The 13,317-nt window shown below is 62.6% G+C and carries 16 protein-coding genes; 10 read left to right on the forward strand and 6 right to left on the reverse strand.

Going from position 1 to position 13,317, the window contains the following annotated elements:
* From lptB to ATO7_RS14740, 6 genes are read right to left on the reverse strand one after another with little or no spacing between them, the layout of a single operon-like run.
* A complete protein-coding gene (gene lptB / locus ATO7_RS14715; RefSeq protein WP_083563064.1) occupies nucleotides 1-723 on the reverse strand; it encodes an LPS export ABC transporter ATP-binding protein in 723 nt (240 codons plus the stop codon).
* Complete coding sequence (gene lptA / locus ATO7_RS14720; protein WP_158523224.1) at nucleotides 720-1,238, reverse strand: lipopolysaccharide transport periplasmic protein LptA; 519 nt, start codon at nucleotides 1,236-1,238, stop codon at nucleotides 720-722. Before lptA ends, lptB begins: the two co-directional genes overlap by 4 nt.
* The gene (gene lptC, locus ATO7_RS14725; RefSeq protein ID WP_083563068.1) at nucleotides 1,228-1,800 is read right to left on the reverse strand and encodes an LPS export ABC transporter periplasmic protein LptC; all 573 of its coding nucleotides are present in this window, start codon (nucleotides 1,798-1,800) and stop codon (nucleotides 1,228-1,230) included. The genes lptA and lptC overlap by 11 nt, the downstream gene beginning before the upstream one ends.
* Complete coding sequence (locus tag ATO7_RS14730; RefSeq protein WP_083563070.1) at nucleotides 1,797-2,288, reverse strand: KdsC family phosphatase; 492 nt, start codon at nucleotides 2,286-2,288, stop codon at nucleotides 1,797-1,799. The genes lptC and ATO7_RS14730 overlap by 4 nt, the downstream gene beginning before the upstream one ends.
* Nucleotides 2,288-3,259: a KpsF/GutQ family sugar-phosphate isomerase gene (locus ATO7_RS14735; RefSeq protein WP_083563071.1), complete on the reverse strand. Its 972-nt coding sequence runs from the start codon at nucleotides 3,257-3,259 to the stop codon at nucleotides 2,288-2,290. Before ATO7_RS14735 ends, ATO7_RS14730 begins: the two co-directional genes overlap by 1 nt.
* An 8-nt stretch (nucleotides 3,260-3,267) precedes the next feature.
* Complete coding sequence (locus tag ATO7_RS14740; protein WP_083563073.1) at nucleotides 3,268-4,242, reverse strand: calcium/sodium antiporter; 975 nt, start codon at nucleotides 4,240-4,242, stop codon at nucleotides 3,268-3,270.
* Between the two features lie 82 nt (nucleotides 4,243-4,324).
* Here ATO7_RS14740 and ATO7_RS14745 point away from each other — a divergent pair, with 82 nt between their 5' ends.
* From ATO7_RS14745 to ATO7_RS14790, 10 genes are all read left to right on the forward strand, one after another.
* A complete protein-coding gene (locus ATO7_RS14745) occupies nucleotides 4,325-5,248 on the forward strand; it encodes an ABC transporter ATP-binding protein (RefSeq protein WP_083563075.1) in 924 nt (307 codons plus the stop codon).
* On the forward strand, nucleotides 5,245-6,006 hold the full coding sequence (locus tag ATO7_RS14750) for an ABC transporter permease (protein ID WP_083563076.1): 762 nt from the start codon (nucleotides 5,245-5,247) through the stop codon (nucleotides 6,004-6,006). The genes ATO7_RS14745 and ATO7_RS14750 overlap by 4 nt, the downstream gene beginning before the upstream one ends.
* Nucleotides 6,007-6,032: 26 nt before the next feature.
* Nucleotides 6,033-6,257 carry a BolA family protein gene (locus tag ATO7_RS14755; RefSeq protein ID WP_083563078.1) on the forward strand — a complete coding sequence of 75 codons (225 nt, stop codon included), beginning with the start codon at nucleotides 6,033-6,035 and terminating at the stop codon, nucleotides 6,255-6,257.
* Nucleotides 6,258-6,260: 3 nt separating this feature from the next.
* Complete coding sequence (gene murA, locus ATO7_RS14760; RefSeq protein WP_083563080.1) at nucleotides 6,261-7,529, forward strand: UDP-N-acetylglucosamine 1-carboxyvinyltransferase; 1,269 nt, start codon at nucleotides 6,261-6,263, stop codon at nucleotides 7,527-7,529.
* Between the two features lie 6 nt (nucleotides 7,530-7,535).
* On the forward strand, nucleotides 7,536-8,186 hold the full coding sequence (hisG, locus tag ATO7_RS14765) for an ATP phosphoribosyltransferase (protein WP_083563081.1): 651 nt from the start codon (nucleotides 7,536-7,538) through the stop codon (nucleotides 8,184-8,186).
* On the forward strand, nucleotides 8,183-9,481 hold the full coding sequence (gene hisD, locus ATO7_RS14770) for a histidinol dehydrogenase (protein WP_083563083.1): 1,299 nt from the start codon (nucleotides 8,183-8,185) through the stop codon (nucleotides 9,479-9,481). Before hisG ends, hisD begins: the two co-directional genes overlap by 4 nt.
* Complete coding sequence (gene hisC / locus ATO7_RS14775; protein ID WP_083563085.1) at nucleotides 9,478-10,557, forward strand: histidinol-phosphate transaminase; 1,080 nt, start codon at nucleotides 9,478-9,480, stop codon at nucleotides 10,555-10,557. Before hisD ends, hisC begins: the two co-directional genes overlap by 4 nt.
* 179 nt (nucleotides 10,558-10,736) lie before the next feature.
* Nucleotides 10,737-11,330 (forward strand): ubiquinol-cytochrome c reductase iron-sulfur subunit, encoded by a 594-nt coding sequence (gene petA / locus ATO7_RS14780; protein WP_083563087.1) that lies wholly within the window; start codon nucleotides 10,737-10,739, stop codon nucleotides 11,328-11,330.
* On the forward strand, nucleotides 11,331-12,569 hold the full coding sequence (locus ATO7_RS14785; RefSeq protein ID WP_083563089.1) for a cytochrome b: 1,239 nt from the start codon (nucleotides 11,331-11,333) through the stop codon (nucleotides 12,567-12,569).
* Complete coding sequence (locus tag ATO7_RS14790) at nucleotides 12,566-13,309, forward strand: cytochrome c1 (protein ID WP_083563091.1); 744 nt, start codon at nucleotides 12,566-12,568, stop codon at nucleotides 13,307-13,309. The genes ATO7_RS14785 and ATO7_RS14790 overlap by 4 nt, the downstream gene beginning before the upstream one ends.
* Nucleotides 13,310-13,317 lie beyond the last annotated feature (8 nt).

A 13,317-nucleotide genomic window follows, 5' to 3' on the forward strand; every position in this document is an offset into this window, starting at 1 on the left:
TTACATGCGGAAGTCGTCGCCCAGGTAAACCTTGCGCACCTGCTCGTTCTCGAGCACGTTCTGCGGGGTGCCCTCTGCGATCACGCCGCCTTCGCTGAGGATGTAGGCACGGCTGCAGATGCCCAGGGTTTCGCGCACGTTGTGGTCGGTGATGAGCACGCCAATGCCACGATCTCGCAGGTGGTTGACGATCAGCTGGATGTCGCCAACGGCGATCGGGTCGACCCCGGCGAAGGGTTCGTCGAGCAGGATAAATCGTGGCTCGGCAGCCAGTGCGCGGGCAATTTCCACGCGGCGCCGCTCGCCGCCCGACAGGCTCATGCCCAGCCCGTCGCGGATGTGCGTGATGTGCAGTTCCTCCAGCAGCTTTTCCAACTCTTCACGATGCTGGCTGCGTTTGAGGTCCTTGCGCACCTGCAGGATGCTCAGGATGTTCTCGGTCACGCTGAGTTTGCGAAAGATCGAGGCTTCCTGCGGCAGGTAGCCGACACCGAGCCGTGCTCGCAGGTGCATGGGCAGGTGGGTGATGTCGATGTCGCCGACGCTGATGCGCCCTTCATCCGCCGGGACCAGCCCGACCATCATGTAGAACGAGGTGGTTTTGCCCGCGCCATTGGGGCCGAGCAGGCCGACGATTTCGCCCGGGTTGACGTGCAGCGACACGCCATTGACCACGGTGCGCTTGCGGTAGCGCTTGACCAGGTTGTGGGCGACCAGGCTCACGGTTTGCTGCTGGCCTCGGCCGGCGGGTTGATCACGATGCGGACACGGTCCTTACCGCCGTCGGCCTGGATGCGGGCGTTGGCCACGTCGTAGCGCACGCTGTCGCCCTGCAGTTCGTCTTCGCCGCGTTGAATGCGTGCATGGCCGGCCAGTTCAAGCACCTCGACGATGGTGGTGTAGACGATCTGGCTGGCCGAAGCGATCACCGGCGGGCCGTCCTGTTCGGCCTGATGTTCGGCGGTGGCGGGATTGCCGGACAGGCGGGCTTCGATCTGCCCGCTGGCCGGATCGCGCTGAATGCGCAGTTGCTCGCCGTGCATGGTCAGCGGCCCGCGCTTCAGGCGCACGTTGCCACGGTAGACGCTGACATCGCGCTCCTCGCTCAACTCGGCCTCGTCGGCTTCGATTTCCACCGCCAGCGCATCGCTCAGAAAACCCGGGCGGTCTTGCTGCTGTGCGGCCACTGGCAGGCTGAGCCAGGTCAGCAGCAGGGCGATAAAAAGTTTACGGTTCATAGCGGACGCGGACATCGGAGAGCAGGCGCAGTTCCTGGCCGGCCATATCTGTACGCAGGCCGGTGGCGGTGGCGTTCACGCTGTCGGAATTCATGTGCACGGTGGATTCGGTGTCAATCAGGCGTTCGGCAAAACGAATGCGGATGCTGTCCGTACTCAGGTTCACGGTTTCGCCGGTTCGCAGTGTACCGTGCATTTTGACATCGCCGGACAGTTCCAGCGATTCCTCGCCCGGTGGGATGTGTCCGCTGCGCGCGGTCAGCGTCCATGGCCCGTTGAGATAGTCGACTTCAACATCGGCCATGCTCACGCTGTCATCGGGGAAGTGCAGCACGTTGGCGGCGTTGACCCGGTAGAGCAGCTGGCCCTGCTCATCCATGCTGCTGAGCTGGGCGCCCCGGATGTAGTAGTCGGCCTCCGGTGGCGGTTTGGGCACCTCGGCGGCTGGCCGTGCGCCGGGTGTGCGTACCTGGGTGGCCACCCCGATCAGAATCGCCGGGATCAGGGCCAGCGGCAGGGCCGCAAGCCCGATACGGGTTCGGATCGTGGGGCTGGCTTTCATCGCGTCGAAAGGATCAGATCAGAGATTTCGCGCACCGCGCCGTGGCCGCCATTGCTGGGCGCAACCCAATCGGCAGCGGCCCGCACATCGGCATGCGCATCCGCCGGGCAAAAGGCCGCGCCGCAAGCTGCAAACAGGGGCAGGTCCGGGGTGTCATCGCCGACCATGGCGGCCTGCTGCGGCGAGATGCCGAGGTGTTCGATCAGCTCTTCGAACAGTGGCAGTTTGTCGTCCTGACCGAAGTACCGGTGGGTCACGCCCAGCGATTTGAGGCGCTGGGCCAGACCACCAGCCGGGCGACCGCTGATCACCGCGGTGACGATGCCCGCGGCCTGCAGGTTTTTCAGTCCGAGGCCGTCGCGCACATGGGTGCTGCGCCATTCCTGGCCGTCCGGGCCGAGATACAGCTTGCCATCGGTGAGCACGCCGTCGATGTCGAAAATCACCAGTTTGAGTGCGCTCAGGCGGGCGCGCAGGTCGTCATTCATCAGATCACTCCGGCACGCAGCAGATCATGCATGTGCAATGCGCCTTGCAGGCGCTTGTCCTGATCGGCAACCAGCAGCGCGGTGATGCTGTGCTGCTGCATCATGGCCACGGCTTCGGCCGCCAGCTGATCGGCGTCGATGGTCTTGGGGCCGGGGCTCATGACCTCCTCGATCAGAGTGCTGTGCATGTCAGCGTTGCGGTCCAGCGTGCGGCGCAAATCGCCATCGGTGAAGATGCCGATGATGCGCTGGTCGTCGTCAATGACCGCGGTCATGCCCATGCCTTTTCGGGTCACTTCGATCAGGGCTTCGGCCAGCGGTGCGCCGCGCCGTATCGCGGGGACATCATCGCCGGCATGCATCACATCGCGAACATGAACCAGCAGGCGTCGGCCGAGGCTGCCGCCCGGGTGTGAGCGGGCGAAGTCTTCAGCGGTAAAACCGCGCGCATCCAGCAGGGCCACGGCCAGGGCATCGCCCATTGCCAGGGTTGCGGTGGAGCTCGCGGTTGGCGCCAAATTGAGCGGGCAGGCTTCCTTGGCCACGGCCACATTGAGGTGCACGTCGGCCTCGCTGGCCAGGCTGGACTCGGGGCGACCGCTCATGGCGATCAGCGGCACGCCCTGGCGTTTGATCAGCGGGATCAGGGTCAGCAGTTCGGCGGTTTCACCCGAATACGACAATCCCACGACCACATCCTTGGGCGTGATCATGCCGAGATCACCATGGCTGGCTTCGCCCGGGTGGAGGAAGAATGACGGTGTGCCGGTGCTGGCTAACGTGGCTGCGATCTTGTTGCCGATGTGGCCGGATTTGCCCATGCCGGTGACCACCACGCGCCCTTCGCAGGCCAGCATCAGGTCGCAGGCCCGTGCGAAATCGGCATCGATGCGATCGGTCAAGGCGGTCAGCGCGTCGCGTTCGATGCTCAGGACTTCACGGCCACGTTCGATCAGCGTCTCGGGTTTCATCGCAGCACTCACAGCAGATTCAGGTCAATCGCCAGTATAAGTTCGTAAGCCGCAAAGGCGGCCAGCAACAGCCCGCCCTCAAGCCGCGAGATGCGGCCTGGGCCGCGCCAGCCGAAGGCCATGATCAGGGTTGCCACGGTGAGTCCGAGCATGACCGGCAGGTCGCGCGCCATCAGCTCGCTGTCCAGCGCCGGGGCCGCGATCAGGCCGGGCAGGCCGAGGACCAGCAGGATGTTGAACAGATTGGAGCCCAGCACATTGCCCAGGGCCAGCTCGGCTTCACCGCGCAGGGCGCTGGCCACCGAGGCGGCGAGTTCGGGCAGGCTGGTGCCGATGGCCACGATGGTGAGACCGATGACCAGGTCAGGAATGCCGAAGGTGCGGGCGATCTCGCTGGCGCCCCAGACCAGCAGCTGGGCGCTGGCCGGCAGCATGATCATGCCGAAGGCGACCCACATCCAGGCTTTGGCCTTGGGCAGCTGGGCGTCGTTTTCGTGCTCGGACAGTTCCGCAATCATGGGGTCATCGCTGGTTCCGCTGCGGGCCAGCGAGACCATCCAGCCGAGCATGCCAAGAAAACCGACGAACAGCACTGCGCCTTCAACCCGGCTCAGGATCAGGTCAGAGCACAGGTAATAGGCCAGCAGGCTGACGATCAGGACCAGCGGCAATTCCCGTTTGAGGATGCCCGAGGCCACCGCTAGAGGGGAGATCAGCGCCGTCACCCCCAGCACCAGGGCCAGGTTGGTGATGTTGGAGCCCACGGCGTTACCCACGGCGATACTCGGTGCGCCGCTGAAGGAGGCGCTGAGCGAGACCAGAACCTCCGGGGCAGAGGTGCCGATGCCCACGATGGTGATCCCGATCAGCAGCGGCGGCGCGCCGAGCACGCGCGCGATGCTGGCGGCGCCAAGCACGAAGCGATCGGCGCTGTAGGTGAGCAGGATGAGGCCGGCGGCAACCGCGGCGAGTGAGACGAGCATGTGTGATCCGGTCGGGCAATGAAGGCGGAAAGGCAAGCCATCAAGTAAACTTCGCCTCCGCTTGAACCCCGAATTCTAAACAATGACCGCTGCCATAGACATCGATGCGGTGTCCAAGCGCTATGGTTCGCTACAGGCCCTGGGTGGGGTCAGCTTCGAAATACCGGCTGGCTCGTTCTTTGGCCTGCTCGGCCCCAATGGCGCGGGCAAATCCACCCTGATCAGCATCATCGCGGGCCTGGTGCGCAAGGATGCCGGCGCCGTGCGCGTAATGGGCCACGACACGGTCAGTGCCTATCGGCAGGCGCGACAGAACCTGGGCGTGGTGCCACAGGAGCTGGTCTACGATCCGTTTTTCACCATCGAGGAAATGCTGCACATCCAGGCCGGCTATTTTGGTCAGCGTGGCGCTGATGTGCAGGGCTGGATCAACGAGCTGTTGCGTGCCCTTGATCTGGAAGGCAAGCGCGATGCCAAGCTGCGCGCGCTGTCTGGCGGGATGAAGCGCCGTGTGCTCATCGCCCAGGCGCTGGTGCACAAGCCGCCGGTGGTCATCCTTGATGAGCCCACCGCCGGGGTCGATGTGGAATTGCGCCGCGCCCTGTGGCATTTCACCCGGCGCCTGCACAACGAGGGCCACACCATCGTGCTCACCACGCACTATCTGGAAGAGGCCGAGGCCCTGTGTGATCGCATTGCCATACTCGACCATGGTCAGGTCCGTGCGCTGGAAGACAAAAGCACCATGCTGGGCCGTCACCCCTACCGTTTTGTGCGCATCAAGACCAGTGGCCAGGGGCAGTTGAGCGGCCCGCTTGAAGCTCTGGTCAGCAGTCACGGCGAAGCCGGCAGCGGCGACATCGAGTTCCGCCTGCACAAGGACAAGGACCGCATCGGTGATGTGCTGGATGGCGTGCGTGAGGCCGGTTTCCGGCTGGAAGACATCCGCATGCGCGAACCTTCGCTGGAAGACGTGTTTGTCGAAATGACCGGAGGTGAAGCATGAACCGGGTCGGTTTTGTCACCCTGCTGCGCAAGGAAATCCGCCGTTTCATGAAGGTAGTGGGGCAGACCGTGACCTCGCCGGTCATCACTTCGGTGCTTTATCTGGTGGTGTTTGGGCAGGTCCTCAAAGGGCGCGTCGAAGTCTACGAGGGCGTCAGCTATCTGGCCTTTCTGATTCCGGGCCTGATGATGATGAGTGTGATTCAGAATTCCTTCGCCAACACCTCGTCCAGCGTGACCCAGTCCAAGATCAACGGCAATCTGGTGTTTTTGCTGCTTGCGCCGTTGTCGATATTCGAGATCTTCGCCGCGTTCGTGCTGGCAGCGGTGCTGCGCGGCGCGCTGGTGGCGAGCTGTCTGTACGCGGTGGGCTGGCTGTTCGTACCGTTGCCAATTGCCCAGCCGCTGCATCTGCTGGCAATGCTGTTCCTGTCCAGTGCGTGTCTCGCGGCGCTGGGCATGATCGCCGGCATTCTGGCCGACAAGTTCGAGCATCTGGCAGCCTTCCAGAACTACTTCATCATGCCGTTCTCATTTCTCTCCGGGGTGTTCTATTCGATCCATTCCCTGCCGGAGTTCTGGGCTGGCCTGTCTCATTTCAACCCGTTTTTTTATATGATTGACGGCTTTCGTCTGGGCTTTTTCGGTGTGGCCGATGCCCCCGGTGCCCTCAGTCTTGGCGTTGTTGGCGGGTTCCTGATGCTGGTTTCGGGCATTTGCCTGGGATTGCTGCACACCGGCTACAAATTGCGCCCCTAAGCCCCGAATTTCGAGTGAATGACCTCATGACCGCAGAACAGATTGCCGAATTGATCCGCCAGGGCCTGCCCGATGCCGAGGTCACCGTGCGCGGTGACGATGGCGCCCATTTTGAAGCCGAAGTGGTGAGTGCCGAGTTTGCCGGCAAGGGTATCGTGCAGCAGCACCGCATGGTCTACGCCACCCTGGGTGAGCGCATGGGTGGCGAAATTCACGCGCTGGCCCTCAAGACCCGCGTTGCCCAGGCCTGATTCGTGGACAAACTGCGTATTGAAGGCGGTGGACCGCTGGCTGGTGAGGTGCGTGCCTCCGGCGCCAAGAATGCGGCCCTGCCGATACAGGCCGCGGCGCTGCTGACCGCGCAACCGCTGACGCTGAGCAACGTTCCGCATCTCAAGGATGTGGTGACCATGAACCGTCTGCTTGCGCAGATGGGGGTGAGCGTCAGTCTGGAAGACAGCACCAGTGGCCACACCCTGACCCTGCAGGCGGCTGACCTGAACACCCATGTCGCGCCCTACGAGCTGGTGCGCACCATGCGTGCTTCGATCGTGGTGCTGGGGCCCTTGCTGGCGCGTTTCGGTCAGGCCGATGTGTCGCTGCCGGGTGGCTGCGCGATCGGTGCCCGACCGGTCACCGTGCACCTGGATGGCTTGCGCGCTATGGGGGCCGAGGTGGATGTGGTCGATGGCTATATTCAGGCCCGCTGCTCGCGCCTGCGCGGGGCCCGTATCGTCATGGAAATGGTCTCGGTCACCGGCACCGAGAACCTGATGATGGCGGCGACGCTGGCGGATGGCGAAACGGTGATCGAGAACGCCGCGCGTGAGCCCGAGGTGGTTGATCTGGCGCAGTGCCTGATCGCCATGGGGGCGAAGATCAGCGGTGCGGGCAGTTCGGTCATCCGCATCCAGGGTGTTGAGGCCCTGCACGCCGCGCAGCACCGTATCCTGCCTGACCGCATCGAAATCGGTACCTTCCTGGTGGCCGCAGCGCTGACCCGCGGACAGGTGACCGTGCAGGCCGCACAGGCCGATCTGCTCGACGCTGTGTTGCAGAAGCTGCGCAAGGCCGGAGCCGAGATCGAGGTGGCCCAGGATGCGATCAGCTTGAACATGCACGGCCGCAGGCCCCTGGCGGTGGATATCCACACGGCGCCGCATCCGGCGTTTCCGACCGACATGCAGGCCCAGTTCTGTGCCCTGAATGCGCTGGCCGATGGTGTTGGCGTGGTCCACGAAACGATTTTCGAAAATCGCTTCATGCACGTGCCGGAGCTGCAGCGCATGGGGGCGGACATTCGTCTGGAAAACAACACCGCGGTGGTGCGCGGGCGCGAGCGCCTTAAGGGTGCGCCGGTCATGGCGACCGATCTGCGTGCGTCGGCAAGCCTGGTGGTGGCCGCGCTGGCGGCGGATGGGCAGACCACCGTTGACCGCATCTATCACCTGGATCGCGGGTATGAACACATCGAGGACAAGCTGCGCCAGCTGGGCGCCAGCATCCAACGTATCGCTGCGTAGAACACTATGAGTAACTCATCCGAGAAACTGACGCTGGCCCTGGCCAAAGGGCGCATCCTGGACGACACCCTGCCGCTGCTGGCCAAGGTGGGTATCCATCCGCGTCAGGATCTGAGTAAAACCCGCGAACTGCGGATTGCTGCAGACGGCCTGGTCGATGAAATTCTCATCGTGCGTTCCACCGATGTGCCGACCTATGTCGAGCACGGTGCGGCGGATGTCGGGATTGCCGGCAAGGATGTGCTGCTGGAGCACCGCAGCAACCAGCTGTATGAGCCGCTGGATCTGAACATTGCGCGTTGCCGTCTGTGCCTGGCTGGCACCGATGAGGTGACGCGGCCGTCGGATCGGCGCCTGCGGATTGCCACCAAGTACGTCAACATCACCCGCGACTGGTATGCCAGCCGTGGTGAGCAGGTCGAGCTGATCAAACTGTATGGCTCCATGGAGCTGGCTCCGCTGGTTGGGCTGGCCGATCTGATCGTGGATCTGGTCGACACCGGCAACACGCTCAAGGCCAACGGCCTCAAGCCGCTGGAAGACATCCTGCAGATTTCCTCGCGGCTGGTCGTGAACAAGGCGGCGATGAAGATGAAGCACGCCAAAATCCGCCAGCTGATCGACGAACTGGCCGCCGTGGTGGAGGGCGCAGCATGAACATCGCCCGGCTGAGCAGCGCCGACGACGGGTTTGATGCACGCTTTCAGGCTCTGTTGGCCAGCGAACCCTCGGGCGACGACAAAGTCCGCGATGCGGTGGAAACCATCATTGCCGCGGTGCGCCGCGACGGTGACGCGGCGGTGCTTGACTGTGCGCGGCGTTTTGATCAGGAACAGGCCGATTCAGTGGCTGCGCTGGAAGTGCCGTTGAGCGCTTGCCAGGCCGCGCTTGAAGGGCTGGATCAGCCCACGCGCGAAGCCCTGGAGACCTCGGCGGCGCGCCTGCGGCGTTATGCCGAGCATCAGCTGGGCCAGAGTTTTGACTGGACCGACGAGGATGGCTCGGTCCTGGGCCAGCGCGTGACGGCGCTGGAAAAGGTCGGTATCTACGTGCCGGGCGGCAAGGCCAGCTACCCATCTTCGGTGTTGATGAATGCGGTGCCGGCCAAGGTGGCTGGCGTGGAGCAGATCATCATGACCGCGCCGGCCCCGGCCGGTGCGCTGAATCCTCTGGTCCTGGCGGCGGCCGCCGTGGCCGGAGTCGACCGGGTGTTCCGGGTCGGCGGTGCGCACGCCGTGGCGGCGCTGGCCTACGGCACCTCAAGTATTCCGGCGGTGGACAAGATCGTCGGGCCCGGCAATGCCTTTGTCGCGGCGGCCAAGCGCCAGGTTTTTGGTCAGGTGGGCATCGACATGATCGCTGGTCCGTCGGAGGTGCTGATCGTCTCCGACGGCAGTGTTGATCCGCGCTGGCTGGCCCTGGATCTGTGCGCGCAGGCCGAACATGACGAGCTGGCCCAGTCGATACTGCTGTCGCCGGACGCGGCTCATCTGGATGCGGTGGCTGCGGTCCTTGAGCAGGAGCTCAAGAACCAGCCGCGTGCGGCCATCATTGCCGAGTCCCTGCGCGGGCGCGGGGCGCTGATTCAGGTGCGTGATCTGGACGAGGCTATCGCCCTGGCCAACCAGGTGGCGCCGGAACATTTGGAGCTGGCATTGGCTGATGCGCCGGCGTGGGTCGACAAGGTCCGTCATGCAGGCGCGATCTTTGTCGGCGCGCTGAGCCCGGAAGCGATCGGAGACTACTGCGCCGGCCCCAACCATGTGCTGCCGACCGCGCGCACCGCGCGTTTTGCCTCGCCACTGGGTGTCTATGATTTCCAGAAGCGCTCCAGCGTGTTGCGCATCTCGCCGGCCGGGGCGCAGAAGCTGGGCCCGATGGCGGCTGCGCTGGCCCGCGGTGAAGGGTTGGAGGCGCACGCGCGCTCGGCCGAAGTGCGCGCCAAACCATGAGTGTGAATGGCGTGTTCGCGCCGGCGCTGGATCAGCTCAAGGCCTATCAGGCACCGCCGCCTCGGCCGGATGCGACCAAGCTGGATGCGATGGAAAACCCTTACGCCTTGCCGGCCGATTTACGCCAGGCTTGGCTTGAGCGCCTTGCTCAGGTTGATTTCAACCGCTATCCGGATGCCACGGCCGCACCGCTGAAGCGGGCTTTGACCCAGCGCTTTGCCATGCCGTCGTCGTGGGACATGCTGTTGGGCAATGGCTCGGATGAAATTATCCAGATGCTGTGTCTGGCAGTGGCCCGACCGGGGGCGGTGGTGATGGCCCCTGACCCCAGTTTCGTGATGTACCGTCATCTCGCGCTGGCCTGCAATCTGCGTTTTGTTCCGGTGCCGCTGGATGACCAGTTCCAGCTGGACACCGATGCCTTCCTGGCTGCGCTGCAGCGTGAGCAACCGGCGCTGGTGTTCATCGCCCAGCCCAACAACCCGACCGGCAATCGTTTTGACGAAGATGCGGTGCGCGCCATCTGCGCGGCGGCGCCCGGGCTGGTGGTGATTGACGAGGCTTATCTGGCTTTTGCCGGCGGTGACAGCCTGGCCCTGGCCAGTGCTTTCGACCATGTGCTGCTGATGCGCACGCTGTCCAAGTGGGGCTTGGCCGGTTTGCGCCTGGGCTTCATTCAGGGGCACAAAGCCTTGATCGACGAGCTCGACAAGTTGCGACTGCCGTACAACATCAATGTGCTGACCCAGGCCAGTGTTGAATTTGCGCTGGCCAACTCGAGTGCCTTTGACCAGCAGGTTGAAGTGCTGTGCGCCGAGCGGACACGCATGGCCGAGGCGCTGGATGCGCTGCCCGGAACCCGCGTGTTTCCCAGTGCGGCCAATTTTCTACTTGTGCAGCAGTCGCCGGAACAGGGGCGTGCCGTGCTCGATGCACTGTCCCAGGCGGATATTTTGATTAAAAACCTGGATGCCGGACACCCGGCTTTGGTGGGTTGTTTGCGTCCCAGTATCGGAACGCCGGAGCAGAATACGCGGCTTATCGAGGTGTGGAGTACGGTTGCAAGCGGGGCTTGAGAGGGCATTTTTTGCACAAGTCTGTGAGTCTTGAATGTTATACTCGCAGGTCGGGGAGCCGTGCTCTTGTCTGCTCGATATCAACCGGATCTAGCGAGCCGGCGTGGTGTTCAGGAGAAAAACGGCTGACTGGGCATGACTTCAGCATGCCGAAAAAAAGATCTACCAGGAGTTACGCGATGAGTTCTAACGGCGTGGATGTCGGCAAACGCCGCTTCCTGACGCTCACCGGTGTTGCGGCAGGGGGTGTTGGTGCCGCTGCTGCAGCTTGGCCATTTCTGGCCTCGCTGGCACCGAGCGAAAGGGCCAAGGCCTTGGGGGCACCGGTTACGGTGGACATTTCCAAGCTGCAGGAAGGGCAGCTGCTGATCACGACATGGCGTGGAAGCCCGGTCTGGATCGTGCGCCGCTCGGCAGAAATGTTGAACAATCTCAAGGCGGTGGAAGGCCAACTGCGTGACCCCGAGTCGCAGGAAGAGCAGCAGCCCGTCTATGCTCAGAACGAGTTCCGTTCGGTCAACCCGGAAATTCTGGTGATGATCGGGCGTTGCACCCATCTGGGCTGTTCGCCGTCCTACCGTCCGGATTACCCGGCACAGGATCTTGGCGCCGACTGGAAAGGCGGGTTTTTCTGCCCTTGCCATGGTTCCAAGTTCGACCTGGCCGGACGCGTTTACAAGAGTGTGCCGGCGCCGTTGAACATGCCGGTGCCGCCGCACCGTTACGAAGGCGACACCACCATCGTCGTCGGCGAAGATCCGGAGGTCGCGTAAATGGGCATCGTTGCAAATCCGCACAAGACCACAGGCGTGCTCGGCTGGATCGATGATCGCTTCCCGCTGACCAAGATGTGGAAAGACCACGTCTCGGAGTACTACGCACCGAAGAACTTCAACTTCTGGTACTACTTCGGGTCGCTGGCTCTGCTGGTGCTGGTTAACCAGCTTTTGACCGGCATTTTCCTGACCATGCATTACAAGCCGTCAGCTGATCTGGCTTTCGGTTCGGTCGAATACATCATGCGCGACGTCCCCTGGGGGGATTTGATCCGCTACCTGCATTCAACCGGTGCATCGGCGTTCTTTATCGTCGTGTACCTGCATATGTACCGTGGTCTGCTGTACGGCTCGTACCGCAAACCGCGTGAACTGATCTGGGTGTTCGGCTGTTTGATCTACCTGGCACTGATGGCAGAAGGCTTCTTCGGCTATGTGCTGCCGTGGGGCCAGATGTCCTACTGGGGTGCGCAGGTCATCATCTCGCTGTTCGGTGCGATTCCGGTGGTTGGCGAAGACCTGGTGATCTGGATTCAGGGCGATTTCGTACCGTCAGACGCGACCCTCAACCGTATCTTTGCATTGCATGTGATCGCGATTCCGTTCGTCCTGGTCGGACTGGTCGTGGCTCACCTGCTGGCCTTGCATGAAGTCGGTTCGAACAACCCTGATGGTGTCGATATCAAGAAGGACAAGGACGAAAATGGCGTGCCCAAGGATGGCATTCCGTTCCACCCCTACTACACCGTCAAGGACTTGTTCGGTGTGTCGGTGTTCCTGGCCATCTTCCTTACGATCGTGTTCTTCCTGCCGGAGGTCGGCGGCTTGTTCCTGGAAAAACCCAACTTCCAGGAAGCCAATCCAGCGGTGACACCCGAGCACATTGCGCCGGTGTGGTACTTCACGCCGTTCTACGCCATGTTGCGTGCGGTGCCGGACAAGCTGTTCGGCGTGATCACCATGTTCGGTGCGGTCCTGATCCTGTTCGTACTGCCGTGGTTGGATCGCAGCCCGGTCAAGTCGGTCCGTTACAAAGGCCCGATCTTCAAGATCGCGCTGGCGCTCTTCACGGTCAGCTTTGTGGTCCTGGGCTGGCTGGGGCTGCAGGCTCCGACAGCCGGTAAAACGCTGGCCGCGCAGATCTTCACCGTGATCTACTTCCTGTTCTTCCTGCTGATGCCGATCTACTCCAAGATGGACAAGACCAAGCCGGAGCCGGCGAGGGTGACGTCATGAATCGCCTGATCATTGCACTTTCGATGTTGCTGACAGCTACGGCTGTCAGCGCCGCAGGCGGTGGACACGTGTTGTACACCTTTGAGCCGGATGCCAAGAACACCTCGTCAGTTCAGCGTGGTGCCAAGTACTTCATGAATTACTGCTCCGGCTGTCATTCCATGGAGTACCTGCGTTTCAACCGGCTGGCTCAGGATCACGCGATTCCGGATGATCTGCTCAGCAAATTGATGTTTACCACCGACAAGCCGGGTGAGCATATTCTTTCTGCCATGCCGCAGGAGAAAGCCGCAGAGTGGTTTGGACAGGCCCCGCCTGATCTGACCCTGACCGCGCGTCTGCGTGGTGCCGACTGGGTCTACAGCTTCCTCAAGAGCTTCTATCTTGATGACAGCAAGGCCACCGGTACCAATAACCTGCAGTTGCCGGGGGCCTCCATGCCGCATGTGCTCGGTGGCTTGCAGGGTTACCAGGTGCTTGGTGAGGAAGAGCATCATGACGACGCCGGTGGCCATCATGGTCCGGTTGAGCCGCCGTTCGAACTGGTTGTGGACGGTGAGCTGTCGGCCAAGGAGTACGATGGGGTCGTTGCTGACCTGGTCAACTTCATGAGCTATGCCGCCGAACCGGGCAAAGCCAAGATGCACGACCGTGGATTCTGGGCTCTGCTCTACGTCATTTTCATCCTGATTCCGCTGACCTACGCGATCAAGCGCGAGTTCTGGAAAGACGTACACTAAGTCGCACA

The sequence above is a fragment of the Oceanococcus atlanticus genome, assembly GCF_002088235.1.
In the GTDB taxonomy this organism is placed as follows: domain Bacteria; phylum Pseudomonadota; class Gammaproteobacteria; order Nevskiales; family Oceanococcaceae; genus Oceanococcus; species Oceanococcus atlanticus.